Source organism: Flavobacterium sp., from assembly GCF_046293665.1.
GTDB lineage: Bacteria > Bacteroidota > Bacteroidia > Flavobacteriales > Flavobacteriaceae > Flavobacterium.
In genome coordinates, this window is the sequence record NZ_JBKBOL010000001.1 from 143,828 (window position 1) to 169,158 (window position 25,331).

24 protein-coding genes and 1 pseudogene are annotated in these 25,331 nt (G+C 36.5%); 3 read left to right on the forward strand and 22 right to left on the reverse strand.

The window, feature by feature from the left end; genetic code table 11:
- Window positions 1–189 carry a hypothetical protein gene (locus ACK4R1_RS00595; protein ID WP_162128711.1) on the forward strand — a complete coding sequence of 63 codons (189 nt, stop codon included), beginning with the start codon at window positions 1–3 and terminating at the stop codon, window positions 187–189.
- Window positions 176–352, forward strand: a complete 177-nt coding sequence (locus ACK4R1_RS00600) for a hypothetical protein (RefSeq protein WP_202924450.1) — start codon at window positions 176–178, stop codon at window positions 350–352. Before ACK4R1_RS00595 ends, ACK4R1_RS00600 begins: the two co-directional genes overlap by 14 nt.
- A 68-nt stretch (window positions 353–420) precedes the next feature.
- On the opposite strand, the gene ACK4R1_RS00605 is transcribed toward ACK4R1_RS00600, so the two are convergent.
- The 22 genes and pseudogenes from ACK4R1_RS00605 to ACK4R1_RS00710 form a co-directional block, all read right to left on the reverse strand.
- Window positions 421–603, reverse strand: a complete 183-nt coding sequence (locus ACK4R1_RS00605; RefSeq protein ID WP_162128031.1) for a hypothetical protein — start codon at window positions 601–603, stop codon at window positions 421–423.
- 19 nt (window positions 604–622) lie between these two features.
- Entirely contained in the window at window positions 623–1,042 is a 420-nt protein-coding gene (locus tag ACK4R1_RS00610) for a DUF6943 family protein (RefSeq protein ID WP_409682192.1), read from the reverse strand.
- Between the two features lie 1,315 nt (window positions 1,043–2,357).
- Complete coding sequence (locus ACK4R1_RS00615; protein ID WP_409682195.1) at window positions 2,358–4,376, reverse strand: heavy metal translocating P-type ATPase; 2,019 nt, start codon at window positions 4,374–4,376, stop codon at window positions 2,358–2,360.
- A gap of 10 nt (window positions 4,377–4,386) precedes the next feature.
- Window positions 4,387–5,160, reverse strand: coding sequence for a TSUP family transporter (locus tag ACK4R1_RS00620; protein WP_409682198.1), 774 nt, complete (start codon window positions 5,158–5,160; stop codon window positions 4,387–4,389).
- Between the two features lie 14 nt (window positions 5,161–5,174).
- Window positions 5,175–5,789, reverse strand: a complete 615-nt coding sequence (locus ACK4R1_RS00625) for a class I SAM-dependent methyltransferase (protein WP_409682201.1) — start codon at window positions 5,787–5,789, stop codon at window positions 5,175–5,177.
- Window positions 5,790–5,793: 4 nt separating this feature from the next.
- The gene (locus ACK4R1_RS00630; protein WP_409682204.1) at window positions 5,794–6,147 is read right to left on the reverse strand and encodes a heavy-metal-associated domain-containing protein; all 354 of its coding nucleotides are present in this window, start codon (window positions 6,145–6,147) and stop codon (window positions 5,794–5,796) included.
- 32 nt (window positions 6,148–6,179) lie between these two features.
- On the reverse strand, window positions 6,180–7,379 hold the full coding sequence (locus ACK4R1_RS00635) for an efflux RND transporter periplasmic adaptor subunit (protein ID WP_409682206.1): 1,200 nt from the start codon (window positions 7,377–7,379) through the stop codon (window positions 6,180–6,182).
- Between the two features lie 11 nt (window positions 7,380–7,390).
- Window positions 7,391–11,710: a CusA/CzcA family heavy metal efflux RND transporter gene (locus tag ACK4R1_RS00640; RefSeq protein WP_409682208.1), complete on the reverse strand. Its 4,320-nt coding sequence runs from the start codon at window positions 11,708–11,710 to the stop codon at window positions 7,391–7,393.
- A gap of 94 nt (window positions 11,711–11,804) precedes the next feature.
- Window positions 11,805–12,131 carry a DUF6660 family protein gene (locus ACK4R1_RS00645; protein WP_409682210.1) on the reverse strand — a complete coding sequence of 109 codons (327 nt, stop codon included), beginning with the start codon at window positions 12,129–12,131 and terminating at the stop codon, window positions 11,805–11,807.
- A 73-nt stretch (window positions 12,132–12,204) separates the two neighbouring features.
- Window positions 12,205–12,555 (reverse strand): hypothetical protein, encoded by a 351-nt coding sequence (locus tag ACK4R1_RS00650; RefSeq protein WP_409682213.1) that lies wholly within the window; start codon window positions 12,553–12,555, stop codon window positions 12,205–12,207.
- Between the two features lie 50 nt (window positions 12,556–12,605).
- Window positions 12,606–15,188 (reverse strand): multicopper oxidase domain-containing protein, encoded by a 2,583-nt coding sequence (locus ACK4R1_RS00655; RefSeq protein WP_409682216.1) that lies wholly within the window; start codon window positions 15,186–15,188, stop codon window positions 12,606–12,608.
- 18 nt (window positions 15,189–15,206) lie between these two features.
- Window positions 15,207–15,425: a GDCCVxC domain-containing (seleno)protein gene (locus ACK4R1_RS00660; protein WP_409684031.1), complete on the reverse strand. Its 219-nt coding sequence runs from the start codon at window positions 15,423–15,425 to the stop codon at window positions 15,207–15,209.
- Window positions 15,426–15,476: 51 nt separating this feature from the next.
- A pseudogene (locus ACK4R1_RS00665) lies at window positions 15,477–15,815 on the reverse strand (MerC domain-containing protein); the annotation flags it as partial.
- Window positions 15,816–15,833: 18 nt separating this feature from the next.
- Window positions 15,834–18,371, reverse strand: a complete 2,538-nt coding sequence (locus ACK4R1_RS00670) for a heavy metal translocating P-type ATPase (protein ID WP_409682219.1) — start codon at window positions 18,369–18,371, stop codon at window positions 15,834–15,836.
- A 78-nt stretch (window positions 18,372–18,449) separates the two neighbouring features.
- Complete coding sequence (locus ACK4R1_RS00675) at window positions 18,450–19,010, reverse strand: helix-turn-helix domain-containing protein (protein WP_409682222.1); 561 nt, start codon at window positions 19,008–19,010, stop codon at window positions 18,450–18,452.
- Window positions 19,011–19,096: 86 nt separating this feature from the next.
- Window positions 19,097–19,351: a heavy metal-binding domain-containing protein gene (locus ACK4R1_RS00680; RefSeq protein WP_409682224.1), complete on the reverse strand. Its 255-nt coding sequence runs from the start codon at window positions 19,349–19,351 to the stop codon at window positions 19,097–19,099.
- A gap of 16 nt (window positions 19,352–19,367) precedes the next feature.
- Entirely contained in the window at window positions 19,368–20,192 is an 825-nt protein-coding gene (locus ACK4R1_RS00685; protein ID WP_409682227.1) for a hypothetical protein, read from the reverse strand.
- Window positions 20,192–20,689: a heavy-metal-associated domain-containing protein gene (locus tag ACK4R1_RS00690; RefSeq protein WP_409682230.1), complete on the reverse strand. Its 498-nt coding sequence runs from the start codon at window positions 20,687–20,689 to the stop codon at window positions 20,192–20,194. Before ACK4R1_RS00690 ends, ACK4R1_RS00685 begins: the two co-directional genes overlap by 1 nt.
- A 1-nt stretch (window position 20,690) precedes the next feature.
- The gene (locus ACK4R1_RS00695) at window positions 20,691–21,161 is read right to left on the reverse strand and encodes a TlpA family protein disulfide reductase (RefSeq protein WP_409682232.1); all 471 of its coding nucleotides are present in this window, start codon (window positions 21,159–21,161) and stop codon (window positions 20,691–20,693) included.
- 6 nt (window positions 21,162–21,167) lie between these two features.
- Window positions 21,168–22,040, reverse strand: a complete 873-nt coding sequence (locus tag ACK4R1_RS00700) for a DUF3347 domain-containing protein (protein WP_409682235.1) — start codon at window positions 22,038–22,040, stop codon at window positions 21,168–21,170.
- Between the two features lie 191 nt (window positions 22,041–22,231).
- Entirely contained in the window at window positions 22,232–22,609 is a 378-nt protein-coding gene (locus ACK4R1_RS00705; protein WP_409682237.1) for a hypothetical protein, read from the reverse strand.
- 210 nt (window positions 22,610–22,819) lie between these two features.
- The gene (locus tag ACK4R1_RS00710; RefSeq protein ID WP_409682240.1) at window positions 22,820–23,203 is read right to left on the reverse strand and encodes a helix-turn-helix domain-containing protein; all 384 of its coding nucleotides are present in this window, start codon (window positions 23,201–23,203) and stop codon (window positions 22,820–22,822) included.
- Window positions 23,204–23,631: 428 nt separating this feature from the next.
- Here ACK4R1_RS00710 and ACK4R1_RS00715 point away from each other — a divergent pair, with 428 nt between their 5' ends.
- Complete coding sequence (locus tag ACK4R1_RS00715) at window positions 23,632–25,329, forward strand: hypothetical protein (protein WP_409682243.1); 1,698 nt, start codon at window positions 23,632–23,634, stop codon at window positions 25,327–25,329.
- The last annotated feature ends 2 nt before the right edge of the window (window positions 25,330–25,331 follow it).

A 25,331-nucleotide genomic window follows, 5' to 3' on the forward strand; every position in this document is an offset into this window, starting at 1 on the left:
GTGCTTCGAAATATTGGATTAGTGTTGGCAGCGGTTGGCGGTACGATTTTAACTGCACCAATATCCTTACCAGTGGCAGTAGTTACTGTTGGTGGTTATGTAGCAGTAGCCGGTGGAGTTCTCTCTGCAGTGAGTCAGCTGACCACAAAAGAGGACCATCCTCAAGATGTTCAGAATGACAACAAATAATTCAACTCTGATTGGTACTGCCGGAGGAACATTTTTAAGCATAGTGCCAAATATACACTCTGCGGATGTTCTTAAAACAGTTGTTTTGGCCGGATTAGGCGCTGTAGTCAGTTTTATAGTGTCGTTAGTACTAAAGAGAATTTTAAAGAAGCACAAAGAATAGTTTAACCTTAGTTGTGGTGACCTTTGGGTTAAACAAGATGAAAGCCTAGTCGTTAGACCAGGCTTTTTTTATTGGCATTCCTCACACAAGTTCAGAATTACTTCTTCGACTACTACTGCAGAAGTATTGGTAACAAGTCCATGATATTTTGCGCAGTCTGTTGCTTTTTTTCGACAGTCAAAAACGCCAAAGAAAACGCGTGAGGCTTTCGATTTCCAAATATCCGTTTGGTAAAGGATGAAAAGTGTCATAGTATTTGCTTTTAGTTGATTATTTGCAATAGCGGTAAAGAATTACTCTTCGCATTTCATTAATAAGGTTTATATTTTCTTGGAATTGTTTTTCTTTTTGTTCCAGAAGCCTTAAGGCTGCTACATGCTTAAGATGTTGCTCGTGTTCTTCCATTATTGCTTTGGCTCTTGGATTGAATTCTTTTTTAAAATCCTGCAGCCTTAAATACGGAATTACTGAACCGGTTAGATATTTATGCCAAAATCTTGTTTGCCATAGACTGAAAGCAACAAAATAGAAGTTTTCGCAATCCTCTTCATTTTGGAAGATTATTGCAAAACTGTTTGTATATGACTCTTTATTAGGCTTACCGCTGTTCAGCCCTTTGTTAAGAATAAAAATATGAGGACTTGCATAACAAGTGCCTATACGGTGGGATTTGATGATGAAATTCGTCATGGCTTCGGCTTTAAAGTCTAGTGCTCCGCTATGCTTCGCACACAAAATTTTTCAAAAGAAAAAAGAGAAAAAAAGAAAGCCGGTCGTCCAAGTGGAGGGTTTCAAAAAAGCAAGTTTTTTGAAAAAAATACTACCCGATAAATTCTAAAGAACGCTAGGCATCGAGCTAAAAAAAAATGTTTTATGGAATGGTATGGGTGGAGATTTTTTTCAAAACCCGAAGGGCTTGAACTTGCTTTTTTGAATACCCGGAACTTACCTTTGCTCTCTTTTTTTATTTTTTTTTATTTTGATTTCCAAATCCACTTGTTGTTAGATAATCTTGGTGCAATCGAATAGCGGTCGTGTCGGAAAGGGTATAAAATTCCGGAACGGATTTTATACTCTTTCTTTGGTTTGGTTTTATGGGTGCCGGAGATAGTGTTCAGTTTACAGGTGGCAGTGTTCAGTTAGTGGGTTGTAAATTATTCGTGAAGGCAGTTATAAAAGCAATGCAAATAGTTCCTATTTTTATTAGCGGACGTTCTGGCAAGGGTATCATTTTTTATTTGCTTAACGGGATTTTGTGATTGCTTTTATGAATAGCTGATGCCAACAAATAGTGTTTAGATTGCAGTGTTTAGTAATCAGAATAAATGTGCTTTGTAACGGCGTGGCATCGGCTATTGTGAAAACAATTTATACTGAGGTTCTAGGCAAATAAAAAATGATACTCTTGCATGGTGTTTGGTTTTATGGGTGCCTTGAATAGTCTGCAGAAGACAGAATGTAGATTGTAGCAAGGGTGTTGAATGGTATTCGGGAAGGCACTTATAAAAGCAATGCAAATACTACCGATTTAAGCGGTTAGCTGATAAAGACAGTTAACGAGAAAGTTATTAGAAATAGAGATAACGGGAATGCTTCTATTGAAAAGGCTAACGTTGTTGGTGGCGGCGGTGAAGTGGTGGTTTTTTTAATAGCTGGGTGATGCGATGGGAGCTATTAAAAAAGTTGCCGCTGAACCGCCGACGAGAGCGTTGGGTGCGCGGCTTTTTTACATAATGTTGTTATAGTTCATGATAGGGGTTCTACAGATGCAGGGAGTTTCTTTATGAACTATAACGCCACATTATGTAAAGAAGCTTGGGAGAAAAAATTACCGGCGCAAGTCACGGAGTGTACGTGTTATTGCATCAATAACTTTGACGGTAATTTTTTTAGGAGCGTTGGGAAGGAGATGCAACAGAAAATCATAGTGTCTTCTACCGTCAAATAAAAAAGGATGCTTGTTAATGAAAACAAACACCCTTTGATTATCGAATAATAATTAACTCTAAAATTTCATTCTCTGTATTCTTACTGCATTTAAAATAGCTAGTAAAGCTACGCCAACATCGGCAAAAACGGCTTCCCACATAGTGGCCAAACCTCCGGCTCCAAGAATTAGAACAATTCCTTTAACTACAAATGCCAAAGTGATGTTTTGCCATACAATTTTCTTGGTTTGCTTGCCAATGTTTATGGCAGTGAATATTTTATGAGGTTGGTCGTTTTGAATTACGATATCTGCAGTTTCGATAGTGGCATCGCTTCCTAAACCGCCCATTGCAATTCCGGCATCGGCAAGGGCTACTACCGGCGCATCATTTACACCATCACCAACAAAGGCAATTTTGAGGTTTTGCAATTTCAATTCCTCTACTTTTTCAACCTTGTGTTCCGGTAATAAATCACCGTGTGCTAAATCTATATTTAATTCTTTGGCTACGGCATTTACTACAGCCTGTTTATCGCCCGATAGCATTACTGTCTTCACATTTATTTTGTGTAAACTTTCAATAGCTTCTTTAGCATCTTCCTTAATTTCGTCAGCAATTAGAAAATAACCGGCATATTTTTGATTAATTGCAATGATGATGATAGTAAACGGAGTATTCTCAATTTCAACATCGTAATTAATATTAAATTTGTTCATCATTTTTACGTTTCCTGCCAGGATTTCGTTTCCATCGACTTTTCCTTTTAATCCATGTCCTGCAATTTCTTCCACATCGGTAACTGTTGCATTTTTCTCAGTTCCTTTTGCGTATTCTATGATGGCCGTTCCGACCGGATGTGTTGATTTGGTTTCGAGTGCTGCAACCCATTTTACTAAATCGGCTTCTGAAACATCAACTGCGACGACTTTCTGAACTTTGAAAACCCCTTTGGTTAGTGTTCCTGTTTTGTCCATAACAACTACCTGAATGGATGCCATTATATCGAGAAAACTTGAGCCCTTGAATAGAATTCCGTTTTTGCTTGCTGCTCCGATACCTCCAAAATAGCCTAACGGAATACTGATAACTAAAGCACACGGACAAGAAATAACCAAGAATACTAATGCTCTGTATAACAAATCCCTGAATATATAATTATCAACGAAAAGCATAGGAAGTAAACAAATTGCAACGGCAAGAAGCACTACAATGGGTGTGTAGATTTTGGCAAATTTCCTGATAAACAATTCGGTTGGTGCTTTTTTGGCGGTTGCTTCCTGCACCATTTCGAAAATTTTTGATAGTTTACTATCTGTATAAGCAGTTGTAACCTCTACCTGAGCAACGGTGTTTAAGTTTATCATTCCTGCTAAGACAGTTTCCCCTTTTAGCTTGCTATCCGGTTTACTTTCGCCTGTTAATGCCGCAGTGTTGAACGTGGCATTATCTGACAGTAATTTTCCGTCTAACGCTAATTTTTCTCCAGGTTTTAATTGGATGATTTCACCAATAGTAATATCAGAAGCTTTTTTGAGAATAGCAATTTTTTCTTTTATTACTATCGCTTCATCTGGTCGTTGGTCTAACAATAATTTTATATTGGATTTTGCTCTTTGTACTGCTAAAGTCTGGAATACTTCTCCGACAGCATAAAATAACATTACGGCTACTCCTTCGGGATATTCGCCAATGGCAAATGCTCCGGCAGTAGCTATTACCATCAAAAGAAATTCAGAAAATATTTCTCCTTGCTTTATGCTTTCAAATGCCTCTTTTATTACGGGAAACCCAACAGGAATATAAGCCACTGCATACCAAACAATTCTCACCCAACCCGTAAACCAAGTTTGAGGAAAATAATTGTCAAAGCCAATGGCAAGCAGTAATAAAATAAAGCTTATGATGGCGGGCAGGAACATTTGAATCATAGTTTGGCTACCGCCTGAATGATCATGTCCATCATCGTCTGAATGTTCATTATCATTATGAACTGAACAACAGCCTGATTGTTTATCGGTTTTATGATTTATTTTTTGCTCTAATGTGCAACAAAGCTGTTTGCCGTTTGCATCGTATTTGTGCTGATGTGCCATAGACTGTGTATTATAAAATTCCACTTCCTAAACCGATTGCAATGATTATCACCATAACTGCAACAAAGATCTGAAGCGATTTTAAAGTTACTTTTTTGAGCAGTTTGTTACCAATGTACGCGCCAGCAATGGCAGACAGTGTAGCAGAAATTATTAAAATTTTATTTTCATAAAAATCAATTGCCGACAGTCTTGTAGCATAAATGGATAACCTTGTAAAATCTACAAAAGTGGACACTACAACGGCAGTTGCCACAAAGGCTTCTTTGGAAAGTCCTGCCTTGATTAAAAATGCAGTTCGCAATGCGCCTTGGTTTCCTGATAAACCACCAAAAAAACCACTAAAAATTCCGCCAATCGGGAGTTTACTTTTACTGAATTCCAATTTTTGGAAATAAGGAATTAAGTCCAAACTGGCAAAAACAATCAGAATAATTGAAATAATAAACTTTACAGGATAAACTACATAGGTATTATTGGAGATTTGATAAGTAAACAATGGTTTTAAATCAACAATATTCAACAAAATGTATGAGCCAATAAAGGCAGCGATTACAGCAGGAATGCCAAATCGAATAAGGACTTCCTTATCTGCATTTTTGCCAACTAAAAACAGCTTAAAAATATTATTTAAAAAATGAACTATACCTGTTAAAGCGATAGCTAATTCAACAGGGAAAAACAGCATAAAAATTGGGGTAAGTATCGTGCCTAAACCAAATCCTGAAAAGAATGTGAGTATTGAAACAAAAAACGCCACTATTGAAATTATAACTATTTCCATGGAACGTAATAATTTTATTTTTTTCTAAATCCACAAAACTGGAAGTTTTGTGTTGTGTTAAATGGTGTTGTATGGTTTTCAGTAAAGCATTTTATAACTTCAAAGTTTTCCTGAAAAGTTTGTTCCATTGTAGTTTCTGAATATTGCTTTATTTCCAATCCGCTACATTTTAAAGGGCCATTTTCGGAAAAGGTGCCTAACAGAAAGTTTCCATTATCAGCCATTGCCTTATTAATGATTGTAACATATTTATTGATGCTTTCCTGTTCTGTTAGGAAATGAAAAACAGCTCTGTCGTGCCAAAAATCAAATGTTACTTCGGGTTGGAACTCTGTTATGTCGGAAACAATCCAATGCACTAAACTGGCTTTATCGCCTAGACGCTTTTTAGATTTTTCCAATGCAAATTCGGAAATATCCAACACCCAAATATTTTGATACCCTTTTTCAAGCAAGGCATCGACCAATTTACTGTCTCCACCACCAATATCAATAATATTGGCGGTTTTTGACAGGTTTAAACTCTCTAAATAATTCATTGAAGTTGTTGGATATTTTTGTGTCCAACTCACTTCATTTGGGTTTTTATTTGCAAATACATTTTCCCAATGTGATTTATTGTTTTGCATAAATTTAAATTTTACAACATCCGTCTAACGATGCAATACCATCTTCAGTTGCTTTTACTTCATCGGCATCATAACCTAGTTTAGAAATAGCTACTTTGATAGCTTGTAAATCGGTTTTTTTTGGATTGTAATAGACTGTAAATGTCATTTTCTTATCGTCGAGTTCATACATTTTTACGCCTTTGATTTTAAGCATTTCGGTTTTGAATTTCAAACCGCAGGTTTCACATTGTTTGCAGTGGTCACAGTTTAAAGTAGTTTTTATTACTGCTTTCTGATTGGTTTTTTGTGCCATTGCAGCATTGGAAATTAAAAATAGAGTAAATACTAATAGTGCTGATTTTAATGCATTTTTCATTTTGATAGAATTTAAAAATTTATGTTTGTTTATTAATGTTCGTGTTCGCCTCCGCCTTTCATAGCGGAAAGTAAATAAAATGCCCCCTTGATAACAATTTTTGCTTCGGAAGGAATTTCCTCTACAAATTTTACTTCAGTATAGCCCAAATCGGTTGTTCCGGGAATTACTTCAATGGCTTTGAAATGTATTTCATTATGGGCTTCTTCTTTTTTAACATTCTGTTCTTCTTTTTCTTCATGTACTTCTTCCTGGATGTAAACATAATATTTATCTCCATTTCTGACAACAGCATCTTTGGGTAAAGCCGGAACCGTTGCATTGGTAATATTGATATTGGCAGAAACGTACATCCCTGAAATTAAATCTTTGGCATCGCCCGGATTAATTTTGGCATGAACCGCTACCGTTTTACTTTCATTAGAAAACGATTTATTGATACCGAATATCTTGCCTTTAATAGCTTTGTTGGATTGATTGGTTAGTACAAAATCAACTTCCTGGCCGATTGAGATTGAGCCTAAATCTTTTTCATATACATTTAAATCCAAATGCATTTGGCTGTTATCTACGACTTCAAAAAGAATAGTTCCGGTTTCGGCATAAGCGCCTTTGGCAACACTAATTTTCCCTACATAGCCCGAAATAGGTGAAACTATAGGGACTAAAGCATTGGCTCCATTAGTGCTTACATGCAAAGCCTGTAATTTGTTTTTAGCTGCCTGTGCTCTTGCTCTTTCTACAGCTAATTTAGATTTCACTTCCTGAAATGTTTTTCGCGGATTTACATTTTCATCACTTAATGTCTTCTGGCGGTTATATTCCAATTGCAGGTATTCGATGTTGGCTATAGCTGAATTATAATCTTCCTGCATTTCAACGACTTCTAAATTTTGAATAGTCGCCAATACTTTGCCCTTGTTTACAAAAGTACCTTCCAAAACTAAAATATCTTTAACAGTTCCGCCAATTAAGGTTGATATGTTAGCCATATTTTGTGGCGGAACCGCAGTATAACCATTGGCTTTTATAACAGTATTCAGGTTTCGGCTTTCTAGTTTGCCGAATTCAATCCCGACTGTTTTGAACTGGGCAGCGGTTAAAGCTACTTCATTTTCTGCTTTTTCTTCTTCGTGGGTTTCTTCGGTTTTTTTGTCATTGCAAGAAGTAATTATCATGCAAAGCACAACAGGCAGTATGTAATAAGCTACTCTATTTTTAATATGTTTCATTTTAAGAAATTTTAGTTGTTAGAAATGGATGGAAATTGCAATTGAATAGCACTTTGATTAAAAGTATGTATCGCTTCTGCATTTTGCTTTTTGATATCAATGGCCTGATTTAGAAAACTGATGTAGGACCAATAACTCATATCACCGTTAGCATAACTTTTTTGTGCTGTCGTTATGATTTGATTGGCATATTGCAAACCTTCGTTTTGGTAATAGGATAAAGCTTTTTCTTGTTTGTCGAAATCATTTTGCAATTGCTCTCTTTGCAATTTTAAAGTCAATTTACTCTTGTCTAATTCCAATTGTGATTGTGAAATACTAATAGCAGAAGCTTTTGCCTTAGCAGAGTTAACACCTCCAAACAGTGGAATTTGCAGCCCAGCTGTGAAGCCCTGAAAATACGATTTAGTGTCTATGGTTTGCGCAAAGTAACCCAAACCCACTTTTGGTGTTCTCATAGCCTTAAATGTATTGGCTTCTTTCTGATGGACAGCAATCTGTTGTTCGTAATAGCTGTTTATCAAACTTTCTATTTTAGTGTTATCCTCTTTTTTTGCCATTTGATATTGCAATGCTGTTGTGGCATCAGGAATGATATTTTCATCGGTTTGGATAAAGAACTGCAATTGCTTTTGATAAATTGCCAAATCATACTCTAACTGTGCTTTCTGTGTTTCGATTTCCTTGACTTTGGCTTTGGCACTAATTACTTCTATGTTACCACTTTCACCCGTTTGAAAACGAAGCTCAGCATTTTTTAGAAACTTAGTGTAAATGTCATTTAACTCATTATTGAGTTTTTGAATAGAAACACCGTATAGGTACTGGTAATAGGCAATAGCCACCGCTTTTTCCAATTCATATTCGGATAGTGCTTTTCGCTTTTCAGCGAGTTTAGCTAACTCTTCCTGCAACTGGCGATTGGCTCTTGTAATTTTACCGATAGGGAAATATTGTTGCACAGAAACATTGTGGTCATAGGCATCACTATTAAATTGACCACCTTGGTATTGCACTTGTAAGGGATCAGCCTGAAAAGCAGTCTTTTTCAATACTGTTTGTTTCTCAATTTCTTTATCGGCAATTTTTAAATCAATATTGTTCTTTTTGGCCAAATCAATGGCTTGTTCTAAGGTCACAGTTTGACCGTTTTGAGCAAACGAAAATGTGCTGATAAGTACAATAATCAATGTTGCTATGGGTTTTGAAACGCCTTTTTTCATTTTAATTCCTTTTTCAAATAACAAATACAAAATAGGTAATACAATTAATGTTAGTAAGGTTGCTGACAATAATCCGCCAATAACTACCGTTGCTAATGGTTTTTGCACTTCGGCACCGCCACTGGTAGATAAAGCCATTGGTAAAAAACCAAACGATGCTACTGCCGCCGTCATTAAAACGGGACGAAGTCTAACCTTTGTTCCTGTAATGACTCTTTGCAATGGGTCATTCATTCCTTCTGCCTTTAGCTGGTTGAAATAAGAAATCAATACAATTCCATTTAGCACTGCAATACCAAAGAGCGCAATAAATCCAATTCCGGCAGAAATACTAAAAGGCATACCACGTAGCCACAAAGCAAACACACCCCCGATAGCTGATAATGGAATGGCTGTAAAAATTAAGGCTGCCTGTTTGAAACTATTAAAAGTAAAAAACAATAGTATGATTATTAAACCCAATGCAATTGGCAAAGCGACAGATAATCTTTTGTTGGCCTCCACCAAGTTTTCGAACTGTCCACCATAGGTTAAATAATAGCCCGCCGGAAGTTTAAAATCTTTGTCGAGTTTTTCCTGAATCTCTTCAACAACACTTTTTACATCGCGCCCACGCACATTTAAACCTACAGAAATCCTACGTTTACCATCTTCGCGGGTTACTTGCACCGGGCCTTGCTCATATTCAATCGTAGCGACCTGAGAAAGTGGGACTTGTTGCCCGTTTGGTAATGGTATGAAAAGATTACTCACATCGGTAATATCAGTTCTATTTTCTGCATCCATTCGAACCACTATGTCAAATCGCTTGCTTTCTTCATAAATCTTGCCGGCACTTTCACCTGCAAAAGAGGAGCGAATGATTTGGTTAATGTCGGATATGTTTAAACCGTACAATGCTATTTTATTGTAGTCGTATTTTACAGTTATTTGTGGTAATCCCGTAACCTTATCGGCTTTTAAATCACCTATTCCTTCTATTTTATTGATTTTTGAAATCAGTTCCGTGGCTTTAGTATCAAGGACATCCAAGTCGTCACCAAAAATTTTAATGGCAATATCACTTCTGCTGCCTGTCATCAATTCGTTAAATCGCATTTGGATAGGTTGTGATATTTCGATGTTGGCACCGGGAATGGCTTCCATTTCCTCTTTCATTGCATTGGCTAAATCTTCCCAATTATCATAGTCATCTGACCATTCGCTTTTATCTTTCAAAACGATAATCAAATCACCACTTTCAATTGGCATTGGGTCGGTTGGAATCTCACCGCTACCGATTTTGGTTACTATCGTTTTTATTTCAGGGAATTTGGCTTTTAGAATTTTTTCGTATTCGGTCGTGGTTTTTACCATTTGAGAAAGAGAACTTCCTGTCATAATAGTTGCATTGATGGCTAAATCCCCCTCTTCAATGGTTGGAATAAATTCGCCGCCCATATTTTGGAAAACGACTAGGGCCAAAACAAACAACCCTAGTGAAATTGCCAGTACAGTCTTTTTTAATTTCAATGCCTTATCTAAAAACGGGATGTATATTTTTTCAAACCATGCCATCATTCTATCACTAAAATTGGTTTTGTGTTTGGTATTCTTTGACAAGAACATTGCGCTCATCATAGGTACATAGGTCAAGGATAAAATAAATGCTCCGATAACAGCAAAACCAACAGTCATTGCCATTGGTTTGAACATTTTTCCTTCTGTGCCTACTAATGCTAGTATTGGCAGGTAAACAATCAAGATTATAATTTCACCAAACGCTGCACTGTTACGGATTTTTGAAGCTGATTTATATACTTCACTATCCATTTCGGCCTGGGTTAAATTCTTTTGCCGTTTGAGTTTTTGTAAATGGTGCATAGTGGCTTCGACTATGATTACTGCGCCATCGACAATAATTCCGAAGTCGATTGCCCCTAAACTCATCAGATTGCCACTTACCCCGAAATAGTTCATGAGAATTACAGCAAAGAGCATTGACAATGGAATAACTGAGGCTACTATCAATCCTGCGCGAAGATTTCCAAGGAATAATATTAATACAAAGATTACTATTAGTGCTCCCTCAAGTAGGTTTGTAGTAACGGTTCCAATGGCACTGTCTACCAATTTCCCTCTGTCGATAAAGGCTTCAGCTACAACACCTTCGGGCAATGTTTTATTGATTTGGATCATTCGTTCATGAACCCGATCTACAACTGCACTTGAATTTTCACCTTTAAGCATTAATGCCAATCCGGAAACTATTTCTCCCTTACCATCTTTGGTTGATGCACCATACCGCAGTGCTATTCCTTCCCTGACTTCGGCTACATTGCGAACCAAGACTGGAGAACCATTTCTATTGGTAACTACCACGTTTTCTAAATCCTTAATCCCGGAAGCCATACCAACACCCCTAATAAAATAGGCATATTGGTCTTTTTCTATATAGGCACCGCCTGTATTTTGATTGTTCTTTTCGAGTGCATCAAAAATATCAGTGATGGTTACGCCCAGACTGTTGAGTTTGTTTGGATTTACGGCAATCTCATATTGCTTTAACTTTCCGCCCCAGGTACTCACTTCAGCAACTCCTTCAATACCTTGTAATTGTGGAATAATAATCCAATCCTGAATGGTTCTTAATTTGACAGCATCATATTTATCCTCATAACCTTTTTTGGCATAAACATCATATTGGTATATTTCACCAAGTCCGGTTGTAATAGGTGCTAATTCCGGTGAACCTGCATAAGCCGGAATATTTTCTTTGGCTTCATTAAGCCGCTGAAAAATTTGTTCTCTTGCCCAATAAATGTCTACATCGTCTTTGAAAACCACTGTTACTACTGATAATCCAAATCGTGAGATACTGCGAAGCTCAATTACTTTTGGAATGGTTTTTACGGATTGCTCTAACGGGTATGTAATTAATTGCTCTACTTCCTGACTTGCCAATGTTGGAGCGGTAGTGATAATCTGGACCTGATTATTGGTAACATCCGGTAAGGCATCTAAAGGTAAATTTTTTACAGAATAGCCGCCCCAAGCTATAAGTACCAGGGTAAACAGTAGTATAATGAACTTGTTCTTTATACTGAATTGTATAATTTTATCTAACATTTTAATAGAATAATGAATGAGAAAAATGGACGTAGATGTCCTTCAAACGTTGTGGATAGCCACAACTCTCTAACCCGAAATTACTCGGGCTTCATTAAGCTATCTGAGGTGGTTGCCAAATACTTCCGAAGAAATTAGAAGTAAATTTAGAGGTATAAGACGGCAGTTGGGTTTTAATGCCTTTTGAAACTACAGTACAATTGATTATTGTTGTTTTAAAATAGGTTACTATTTGTGATCCACAACAATTGCAACTACAAAAAGGAGAACACAAATCATTTTCCTTATCGTGTGAGTGCTCATCGTGATTGGAAGCAATTTCAGCAGCTTTATGCGCTGCACTGCTTACTTCAATATCAGCACAAGGCAAGCATGATAATGCTACCAAGTAGATTGATAATATGTAGTTTACGAGTTTCACGATTGTAAAAATAGGAAAAAATTGTTATTGCGGCTAAATTTCCAATAAAACGTTATTGAAAAATATCATCATACTAATGCGCAATATTATGATGTGAGACTGCTATAGAATCATGCTGATGGTGGTGTGCTTCATTATGGTGCCCATCAGAATGATGATGAATTGTATCGCCATGATGGTAAATTGTATGGTGATGAATATATATTGAATCATGATGGTGGTAAATACTGTCGTGATGATGGTATAAAGGACCGGAATGATGGGTAGTCAGCATAGCGTTCGCATCAACCATTTTATTTACGGATTCTGTCATGGCATTTGCTGCCTCTAAATTTTCAGTTTCTGCATCATCAGAATTATTGCAACTAGCAATAAACAAGCCTGTAACGGCTGGCAAAATAATTGAGGTTACTTTATATTTCATAATTTTATTTTTAATTGATTATTAAACAGTTAGCTAATATATTGATTTTTTTAGTAATTTAAGTTTAAGCCCACGCCAAATCCCATATCGCTGTCGTAATGAGTTCTGGCACTAAAATTTCTTGCAATTATATACCGTAGGCCTGCCATGTATTCTTTATCGGTATTCCACATTAGATCCATTCGTATTCTTTTGGAAACCGGAATGTCCATTCGTTCTAACTGAAACCGGAAATTACCATCGGTAAACACCTCAGCTTGTGCTTTTATAAGCATCGGCAGAGTGTACTCTAAACCGGTACTGAAAACAGAACGTTTGTCTTTTGTGTTGGATTGTCCAAATACATTTCTTTCCATTTCACCATCTTCCATTTCCCTGTAGCGCCAATCGAAGCCTATAAATGGCATAATCCATTGCATTTTATCAATATAGCGCCCAATATGGGTTTCAGTTTCATAACCGTGCATGTTATTATATCCCAACCTCCATTCTGTGCCAATGCTCCAACGTGTGTTGGCAAGCATCATCATACCGTCATTTCCGTTAGTGGCAAAATCATTTTCCGCCATGAAATGAAACTTTCTGTCATCGGCAAATAATTTTCGCTGTGCCAATTTTGGATTTGGTATTTCGGGGTTTGGAGGTGAATTTTCATAAGAGAAAACCCTTCCCATACCGGACATCATGTGGTATAGAATATGACAGTGAAAGAACCAATCGCCTCCGTCTTCGCTTGCGGCGAATTCAATAGTATCTGTCTCCATTGGCATGATATCGATGATATTTTTCAAAGGCGCATAATCACCATGTCCGTTAATTACCCTAAAATCGTGACCGTGCAGGTGCATTGGGTGCCGCATCATGGAATTGTTATGCAAAACAATGCGTAGAATTTCTCCTTTTTTAATCAGGATTTTGTCAGATTCCGAAACGACTTTGTTATCCAAGCTCCAAACATAGCGATTCATATTCCCTGTAAGCTCAAATTTGAGTTCCCTTACCGGAGCATCTTTTGATAGTGCAGTGCTTGTTGGTGATTTTAGCATCGCATAATTTAATGTTACGATATCGGCAAGTTCATTGGGATTGTACTTGTTTGCCATATTGTGACTATCATGCCCGGTGGAAGGTTCGTTTTTATCATTCCTATCCATAGGCATTTCTTCGGAACTCTTTTCTTGCGGGCCTGTAATTTCGGGATACATTACGGCGTTCATGTCCATTTGGTTCAAGGACATCTTCATTCCCATGTCATCCAAATCTCCATTCATCTTCATCATATCATTCATCATTTGCATCCCTTCAAAATATTTGAGTTTTGGTAATGGTGAAATAAGTTGTTTGATACCGCTACCAATGTATAGGGAAGTGGATTTTGTTCGGTCTTCGGGTGTTGCTAAAAATTCATAGGATGTGTTTTCTGCAGGAATGGTCAGGACAACATCATAAGTTTCAGAAACGGCGATTAGCAAACGATCTACCTCAACAGGAGCAACATCATTACCATCACTGGCGACGACGGTAATTTTGCCTCCTGCGTAGGTCAACCAAAAATTGCTGGAAGCGCCGCCGTTAGACACGCGCAATCTTACTTTATCACCTGCTTTAAACTGTGAAAGTTGGCTCTCATTTTTTCCATTGATTAAAAATTTCTCATAATACACATCGCTCACATCCATGGCGTTCATACGTTTCCATTCGTTGACAATCTTAGTTTTGAAATAACCTTGTTTGATGGCCTCCCCATAACTTTGTGTTGTGCCCTTTTTTATGGCAAACCAATCTGAGGCATTGTGCAGCATCCTGTGGACATTCTCGGGATTGATATCGGTCCATTCGCTTAACACAATTGGAATGGTTGGAAGGTCATCGATTCCTTCCCGAAAATTGGGATCGGAGTTTCTTTTATTCATTACAAACGATCCATACATACCGATTTGTTCCTGCAATCCGGAATGACTATGGTACCAGTGCGTGCCATGCTGGCGGATTGGAAAGGAATATTTATAGGTGCTGTGTGGCTTTATGGGCATTTGGGTAAGATTGGGCACACCATCTTCCTTATTGGGCAAAAACAATCCATGCCAGTGTAATGATGTTTCTTCATCGAGTTCGTTATGGACATAAATCTCTGCGGTATCTCCTTCAGTAAAAGTTAACGTTGGCATTGGTATCTGACCATTTACTGCTATCGCTCTTCTTGATTTGCCGGAGAAATTTACCACAGTATCCCGAACATATAAATCGTACCGGACTATTTTTGGAGGTTCATCTTTTATCACTCTCTTTTTTGCAGGAGGATTAGCCGCTGCCTTTTCCATATTTTTCATGTCATGACCCTGATGCAAATCTATTTTACCTATGGAATCGGACTTAACCTTTTTAGGTGTTTCCTTTTTAATGGGAACGACGGCTTTTGGTTTTGTAGTTGCTTTTGGCTTAACCGCTTTTGGTTTTTCTTTTATCAAAGCCATTCCGCATTTTGGGCACTTACCCGGTTTGGGTGAATGGATTTCGGGATGCATAACACAAGTGTAAAAAGTTTGTACATTTTGTAAACCTACACTTTTGATATCCTTTGCCTCGACAAAAGAATACATTGCGAGAATGAATAGTAATGTTATTTTTTTCATTTTAAACGGCTTTATATTTTAACAGCATTTATCACCTGATTGGATTGGAGGGCATTTTACAGTACCATAGCTACAGTAAACGCAACAATCGCCTTGTTTAGGTTTTATTATTTTTTTACAGTTTTCACATTCATAGAAGAATTGGCAAGCATCAGTAGGCATCATTTCTTCTTTTTTGTGGCCGCAATGTGGGCATGTTATTTTTGATTTCAGCTCTACTGATTTACCGTTGTATATAGTGCATGTATTACAACCATAGTGAAGTTTGTTTCTATAATAATTGACTATTGTAGCTATCAGCAACCCAAACATACCAGTATATAAAAAATAGGACTGATAATCATTATCACAAAAGTAATAGCTGTAAAAAATGATTAATGTACTCGGAATAGCTATCAACAAAGGATATAAGCATCTATGGATGCGATAGGAAAGAAAAAAGCCAATAATGGAAATTAGAACCATGCCTTGAAAAATCCACATTGTCCAGCCTCCAAAAAGTTCAAAGCTGCCTAAACCTAAAGCAGATGCTGCAAATGCAAAAAGTGGGAAACAGCAAGGAGAAAGCACTGCTGTAAAGAACATTCCTATTGTTCCTAATTTATCTATATTATTTGTTAGCTTCATTCGTGTTATTATTAATTGTTAGAGTTTTAAACTTCTTAATCTTAATGCATTTACTATCACAGATACTGAACTGAAAGACATTGCTAAAGCGGCAATCATTGGTGAAAGTAATATTCCAAAAAACGGATATAAAACCCCTGCTGCTATTGGCACCCCAAGCACATTATAGAAAAAAGCGAAAAACAGGTTTTGCTTAATGTTTTTCATAACGGCATGGCTTAGATTCTTGGCTTTTACTATACCCTGTAAATCTCCTTTTACTAAAGTGATTTTGGCACTTTCTATAGCTACATCTGTTCCGGTTCCCATAGCTATTCCTATGTTGGCTTGTGCTAAAGCCGGAGCATCGTTTATGCCATCGCCTGCCATGGCTACAATTTTGCCTTGTTCCTGTAATTTTTTAATTTCGTTGAGTTTGTCTTCGGGCAGGCATCCTGCTTTGTATGATGTTAGCCCCAATTGATCCGCAACTGCTTTGGCTGTGTTTTCATTGTCACCGGTGAGCATAATTACTTCGACACCTTGTTCCATCAACTCTTTAATGGCTGCAGCACTTGATTTTTTAATGGCATCGGAAATGGATATAAAGCCCACTGCAATACCATCAACGGCAATGTATGACACTGTTTTTCCGAGCTTTTGTTCGGCAATGATTTTGCTTTCCAAATCGTCAGAAACGGTTGCTTTGACTTGCTCCATTAGTTTTTTATTTCCTAATGCTACTTTTTTATTATTTACAATTCCTGTAACCCCTTTTCCGGCAACGGCTTCAAAATCTTTTGCCTCGATTGCAGCAATGGATTTTGATTTAGCATAATTGACTACAGCCTGTGCTAATGGGTGTTCGCTGTGTTGGTTTAAAGAAGCAATGCTCTGTAACAAATCATCTTCGTTGTTATTAGCTGCATAAATTTTTTCGACAGATGGTTTCCCTTCCGTAATGGTTCCGGTCTTATCTGTAATTAGCACATTGACCTTATTCATATTTTCTAAAGCTTCGGCATTTTTTATCAAAATTCCCGATTGTGCGCCTTTGCCCACGCCAACCATAACCGACATAGGCGTTGCCAAACCTAAAGCGCAAGGACATGCTATTATTAATACTGCTATGGCATTTATGAACCCATATACTAATGCCGGTTCCGTACCAAACTTTGCCCAAACTAAAAAGGTGATTACCGAAATAATCACAACGATTGGGACAAAATATTTGGCTATGCTGTCGGCTAATTTCTGAATAGGAGCACGTGAACGAGAAGCATCATTTACCATTTGTACGATTTGCGAAAGTAAGGTTTCGGAACCTACTTTTTCGGCTACCATCACAAAAGATTTGTTACCGTTAATTGTTCCTGCAATAACCGTATCGTCTTTCTTTTTATCTACCGGAATTGGTTCTCCGGTAATCATTGCTTCATCGATGCTGCTTTCACCATCGGTTATTTTTCCGTCAACGGGAATTTTATCTCCCGGTTTTACCCTTAATAAATCGCCTTTTTTGATGTCGTGGATTGAGATTACTTTGTCACCACCATCAATAACCAAGGTAGCTTCGGTAGGTGCGAGTTTTAATAATTCCTTTATAGCTCCGCTGGTTTGACTGTGTGCTCTTGCTTCCAGTAATTGTCCTAACAAAACCAAAGTCAGAATAACTGTTGTCGCTTCGAAGTATAAAAGTACTGTTCCGTGTTCGGTCTTAAATTCACTTGGAAAAATATCCGGAAAAAACATTCCGACCAGACTGAATAAAAATGCTACTCCCGTACCAATTCCGATAAGGGTAAACATATTCAGATTCCAAGTAATAATTGATTTCCATGCGCGGACAAAGAATATCCAACAGGCATAAAAAACCACAGGAAGTGATAGTAGTAGTTGCACCCAATTCCATTTACCCGCATCCATTAGTTGCAATAAAGGATTGTTGTGTGCCATTTCTATCATTGCAATGGCGAAAATGGGAGCAGTAAATACAACCGCAATTTTCATTTTTTTTACCAAATCCTTATAGGTCTTTTGGTCTTCGGTGTCACTGGGTTCCATAGGTACTAAATCCATTCCGCAAATAGGACATGAACCTGGAGTTTCGCTAATTACTTCGGGATGCATTGGGCAAGTATATAATGCTTTACTAACCGTTAGCTCCGGTGCTTTGACTAAATCCATGCCGCAGACCGGACAGTCACCTGCTTTGTCATATACTTTTTCGCCTTCGCAATGCATTGGACAATAATATTTTCCTTGTGCATTGCCTGGTATAATAGTTTCTTTTTTATGATCATGGGAATGCATTGAGCAACAGGATTTTTCGGAGGTCTCGCCGGTTGCTGCATGCTCGTTGATTTTACCGGTAGTCATCTCTATGGTGTATTTTCCAACGGCGGTTAATGCTTCCTGCATCTGTGTTGTTGGAATGTGCTTATCCATTGTTATGGTTGCTATGGATGGATTTAATGAAACTGTTGCCTCAATACCATCAATAGTATTCAATGCTTTCTCGACTTTAGAGCGACAACCATCGCAAGTCATCCCAGTAATGCTGTAAGTATGTATCATCTTTTATATTATTTTAATACAAATTTCTGTCATAACTGCTTGTTTCATTTGCACAATTTTGGGTTTGATTTGCAAGATTTACAAATCGTCGATTTGTTTGCGTTTTATAGTTTTTAAATTCTTGAAATAGGTTGGGGAAAATCCGGTTATCTTCTTGAACTGGTTGCTTAAATGAGAAACACTGCTGTAGTTTAAAGAATAGGCAATCTCGCTTAATGAGAGTTCATCATAAATAATCAATTCTTTTACTTTCTCAATTTTTAGGTTGATAAAGTACTTTTCAATTGTTGTGTTTTCTACCTCGGAAAAAAGATTGCTCAAAGTATTATAGTCCTGATGAAGCTGTTGGAATAGAAACTCTGAAAGATTTATTTTTAAATCATTGTTTTTATTCTGAACCAAATCAATGATCAATGTTTTAATCTTTTCGATTGTTTTGCTCTTCCTATCATCAATTAAATCAAAGCCAACCGCCCGAAGATTTTTCAGTAATTCATTTTTTTGACTTTCCTGAATATCATTTTTCAATTCGACCTCACCCAATTCAACTGTCATAGGGCTAATGCCCATATTTTCAAATACAGATTTTACTACCATCTTGCAGCGACTGCATACCATATTCTTGACGTAGAGTTTCATAGTAAAGTGTTTTTTATTTAAAAATGTAAACTAACCTTGCTAAACAGATAACAAGGTTAATTTTAGCTTTTACCCAAAATTAGGTATTATTTACTTTCTTCCTTTTTTTCTGGAACAGGTTCGGTTAAATCCATGCCACACTTAGAACATTTATCATTCAGTTTGCCTTGTACCTCGGGGTGCATAGGACAGGCAAATAATTCGTTTGAATTTGCTTTGGTCTCTGTTGAGTTGGTCTCTGTTGAGTTGGTCTCTGTTGAGTTGGTTTCTGTTTCTTTAGCTTTATTGTTGCACGATACTATTGTTATCGCTAAAAGAGCTGTTAAAAAAAGTGTTTTCATGATATATTGTTTTTAATTATTTTTTGTTCGTTTTATTGGTTAAATCAAAGAAAGTGTAGTACAGATTGAAGTAAAAGCCATTTGGTGCTGAACGTACCATTGAACTGATTAGTTCTTGGCGATATGCCAGGTCTAATCGCGCCTGACTGTTGAAAATAAATTGTATTGCCGGCACAACGTCAAGATACGACTTGCCGTTTTCATTAATGGTCTGTCCGACAAATTCTACCATTAGATTAATATTTGTTTGTTTGAAACTGGTATATTTTTTAGGATACATCAGTTTACCAAATGATAACGTATAATTGGTAGCATTGTCGCCCATATTATCGGGAAATGGATAATCTGGTTTGTTATCCAATGCTTTTTCAAAGCTTACGGACGAACTTATTGCCAGTTTTTTTATCAACTTTGTGGCTACAAACCCTCCTTCGAAACCAGTATTGTGTCCTAAGATTTCTATTTGTTCCTGGTGAATGTCAGCATTATTGAAACTATACCTACCAAAAGCTGCCATTCGGAAATGACTGTTGAGGTCATCGGAGGAATAGAAGCGATATTTTGTATAAAAACTACCTCCCTCAGTAACGAGGTTATTGCTTCGGTTACTTATAAAAGCAGAAGCCCGAAACATAATATTCTTGTTAAGGCCATAAGTTACTTCGGGCATGAAATGGTAATTATAGCCTGATTTCATTTCTTCCTTGAAAAGTGACTGCATCACATTAACAGCCAAAGAATTCGCCGGAACATTACTAGCCGGATCAGTTACTACGAATAACTCCTGGCTAAAAATATTTTGGTAACTTAATGCAATAAGAATTAAAATAACCTTTCTCATTAATTTAGAATTTTAATGTGGAAATCATCTTCATTGCCTGAAGCGTAAGTTTCGACATTCTTATATGATTTGGATAATTTTTTGAATTCCTTTTCTGTCACATAGCCTTTGTCTACTACCTGAAATTGTATTTCGTTGCCGTTTACCGAGTTGTCATTAACCAAAATGTAAGAGCTTTGCGTTAAGGTTTTGGGTTTTGCTGTCAATACTAATGTTCCAATAAAAAAACCTGCTTTTTCCACTTTCTCCTTAAACACTTTCGGGCTTAATGTATTTCCTTCAGTTAGTGTTACAGTAAACGTATTGCTATTTAAATCGGTTTCTACATTAACGACTTCAGGCAGGGTTTTTAGCTGTTTGTTTATGGCATTCGAGCACATAGAACAGGTCAAACCTGTTGCCCTGATCTCGGCTTTTACTATTTGTGCATTACTTTTTATTGAGAACATCAAAACGATTGATGCCACTATTATATGCGCTTTATTAATTATCTTCATTTTACAGTTTTATTAATTTTATTATTTCTTCTTCAGTTGGATTTTTTGCTATTAGGATCCCTTCGGGATTAAATAGGTATTTGGATGGTAATTCCTCTACACCGAATAGTAATGCTGCATTGGCATCAAATCCCTTTGGGTCTATCAATTGAGTGAATTTTATTTTATCCTTTTCAATTGCTTTTAGCCATTTATTGGCATCGGTATCGATTGATATTCCAATTATTTCAATTTTACCTGAACTAACTTCGTTGTACAGCTTCACTAATTTTTTATTACCCAATCGGCAAGGTGCGCACCAAGATGCCCAAAAATCGACAAGCACATATTTCCCTTTAAAAGATGAGGTGTTTACATTGTTGTTACTATTACTTTTTAGTATAATTGATGGTATTGTATCACCAATTTTAATCTGTGCAGTAGCATTAATGATATTCACCAGAAGAAAAAGCGCGAAAACAACTTTTCTCATTTTTAATTATTTAATTGTTTCTATTGTTTTTCCACAGTTTAACATCATTGCCCCATAGTATGGATTTTTTACAGCGTTTTCTTTGCTTAACCAATTGGCACCTTTACCATCGTTGAACATAGGACAGAATTGATAGTAAACCGGAGTTTCATATTTAGAAACCTTGATCAACGCGTAAATGTCTTTGGATAATGTAGTGAAGTGATCACGTTGGTGTTTTACATCTTTTGTATCGGCGATGTGTTCTGCATCTTCTTTTATCGGATTTAAAACTTTCATCCAAACCATGTGCACTTCCATATCAAGTTTTTCCATTTTGACATTATTTACGGCTGTTAAAAGTTCTTTTGACGCTGCAGCAGCTTTAGTCCCTTCGGAGGTTATCAAAGCATCTTTCAATAAGAAATAATTATCAAATACCGCTTTTAATTGATTTTCATTTTGAATTACTGCCGTAGTTGTTTCAGAATGATTTCCATGATTGGAATGGTCATCGTTGCCAGCAGTAGTTTTGTTTTCTTCTTTTACAGGAACTTTTGCTACTCTATCATATTGACAACAACCGTGAAGATTATTATATACATCATCCGGAGCAAGAAACTTGTCACTATCATAACCTACTAATGCAATTCTTTTGAGTATCTCGTCTTGATTTGTTTTGGTAGCATCATAAGTTATCGTTGCCATTTGAGTATCATGGTTCCAATCGACATTAGCTATTTTTTTGATGTTTCCTGCTTTTTCGATTTTGGTTTCGCACATTCCGCAATTACCATAAATTTTAACCGTCTCGGTTTTGGCGTTTTTAATTTGTGCATGAATTGAAGTTGATAGCAACATTACAGCTGCTACCATTATTTTTATAAATGAGTTTTTCATTTTAAATAATGTTAAGTAATCAAAGTGATTTACCTTGATTGATTGATAAAATAAATTTGAATGAATAACAGTTGTGAAAGAAATGGTATTACAAACCAAATTATGGTGTGGTAATGGGTATTCTAAAACTGTTGTAAATTGTATAGCAAACGCTATGAATTTGACACACTTATGGCTGTCAAAAAGGGGATTTAGCTTATTTTAGGTATCAGCCAAATGGAATAAAAACCATCTGAGATTGATGGTGTTGCATATAAAAATTTAACTTTCCCGATTGAAGAATAGTTAAACATGGTGACTTTAAAATTAATTTCTGATAGAAAACTCACTGAAGAGGGTGGGCAGGTTGAAGAACATCCACATTTTGAATGACCGCAATTGCCTTCACAACCTTTGTTGTCTTTATCCTTGGAATCATCGGAACCGCAACAACTCTTTTTACATGATTTAGCAGCAGACATTTCTTTTTTGCAGGATTTTTTTTCTTTTCCACTACCACAGGCTATAGCATTATCAGGCATAAGGAATATGCCTAATAATACAATTAATATAAAGTGGTATTTTTTCATTTACAAATTTAAAACAATACAAAAATAATCAAATGGCATCAATTCTTCATTAAAAATTTGTTAAATGCTTGTGCTTTACCGTGGATACTCAATAATGTAGCATACTCTAATTGGGTTTGTTACTATTGAAACTGTTAAAGTGCAGTCCTCTCCCAAACAAAAAAGGCCGCTTAGCGGCCTTAATCTTGTGGTATTTGTATATAGTACAAATTAATTATTATTACGCTTTTCAGCTTCCAATAGGCGCTCATAAAGTTTTTTATTTTCCTCGTAAGCTTCAATTAACTTATCAAGAGGATTAAATGTGCAATAATGGCCGAATGCACCACTACTATGGCTGAAATCATTATCGTAAATATTATTGAAATAATTAATCACAGCATCTTCGGAGAAATTTTTGATAGCCTCGGGTGTGACACCAAGTGCTTTTGCTACTTCCACTAATTTTTCTTCATCAATAGTTTCGCTATTTTCCATAATAGAAATAGCTTGTTGATTTGTTCCCATAGCTTGTGCTAAAGCTTCCTGTTTCATATCTCTTAGTTCGCGGATGCGACTGATTTTTCGGCCTATGTGATTTTTGGTTGGTGTCATACTTCAAAGATATTAATTGTGATTGAAACGTTGTAAATGTAAAAAACATAAAATTTTAATGTGCAATACAGTAAAAAATGATTCGGTACATAAAACAGTCTTTTTTACTTTGATGCTATAACAAAAGTACAATTTTTCAGATATGTTTCACACTAAAAATCAAGAATTATGTATCAAAACAGATTAATTAGTAAAGCAGGCGAAACTTGAAAATCAATAAATTTTTAAAGGTATGTAATTCGCGAATTAGACATGTGTAATTCGGGAATTGAATACATGGTTGTTTTTTTTGCACTATAGGGATTTCTAAATTGCTAATCGAAATGAACAGACAATCAAGCTATTAATAAAAAAAAACTCAATATAAATTCCAGACAAACAAAGAGTGGAAATTTAAAATCAATTTAGTAACATTCAATTTTAAAATTATGTATCACAACACTTTAATCAAAAAAGACCATCCGCAACAGGCAGAACTTGAAAAAGCTATTGAGCTTATGTTGGCGTTTTCAAACGCCAATACTATTTATTTTTCGCCTCACATAGAAGAAGACCTTAATGCCGGAATAATTATGGTAATAATTGGAGAGGATAGCCCACATTCGTGGGACGACCTCAACGATAATTATTGGAAAGTTTTTGAAGCTTTTCCGCAATTCTCATTTCGGATTTTTGATGCCAACTGGGTAAAGGATGAATTGAAAGATGGTAATCCCTTTTTTGCAATGCATTGTACCAAAAACAGTTTGGTTTACAGCACTGAGGGAAGTACGGAATTTAATTTTGTCGAGCGGCTCAAACCTAAACGTTTTTTAAAAAAGGCGAAAAGTAAATTTGAGAGTGCGGATTATTCGGCTTTTGTTTTGGGAATCAATCTTAAATATTACCAACGGCGTGAGGATCATTTACAAGCAGCCTACAACATACACCAAAATATCCGGTGGCTTTTTATTGCTGCGGAAAATTTCCTAACGGGTGAATGGCTTGTTGAACACGACCTGAAAATTCATCAGCGGCATGTAGGCATGTTTTCTAAAGAACTGGCCAAGACTTTTAATAGTGAAGTTGACGAGGAAATGCAGCTTTTAGAACTACTCAATGCTGCGTGCTATGCAGTACAAAGTGGCTATGATATTCCGGAACTCTCTACTGAAATTATCGAATCAGCTGAAGCTAAAAAAGAACGGCTGCGTACTGAAGTCAACCGGCTTTTTAAAGAATGTACTTGTAGATGCCGCTATGAATTTGCTAGAAGCAAAAGTCCTTTGATTACTATTGAAGATAGGAATCCTTTGAAGTTGATTACTAAGATTATTACTGATACAATTGAAACATCAGCCCTGTATTGTTTTGGGCAAAAAACTAGACATACCTCAACGGAGATTTCAATAATGGTTGATAACAATGAGAAATTCGAAAGTACCCACTATTACCTGTTTTTGATAGTGAAGCAGTTTCAAAATGATGTACTTGGCAACGTTGCTCAAATGATAAAGGAAAACACTGGCGGTGGTTCTACAGTTACAATATTGATGCATACCAAAAAGTCACTCCATCAAAAGGCAGGAGACCAACAGCACTTTTTTTATCAGATTTTGCAACGCGGTACATTACTGTATCAGGAGACAACCAACCCACCATTTTTACCTTTTGAAGAAACGCCAACTCGGAACTTAAAGTCGGCTAAAATGTATGTCATGCAAAGAGACCGAACTAAAGCATTTTTGATGGATGCAGAAGGATTGGATGGCGGCGGTGCTACAAAATTACATGTGTATTTGATGCATTTGGTAATTGAGCAAACTTGTCTTGGATTGATACGGTTGTTTCTTGGTTACTCGCCAAATCAATTTGCTTTGCAATATTTATTTGAATTGTGTGAATATTTTTCACCACTAACGGCTGAAATATTTCCGCGTGTCACCAAGAAAGACAGAGAGTTACTAAAAATACTTTCCGGGCATACTACTTCGCTACGTTACGGGTTTATTGATGATGTGCAATATTTTGATTATGAAGTGTTAAATAACCGTTACCTTGAGTTTGTGGAGCGTGCTGATAAATTGGCGGCTAAGGAGTTGGAAAGACAAGAATTACTAAATGAAGCTATAAACGAAACTACTTGAAT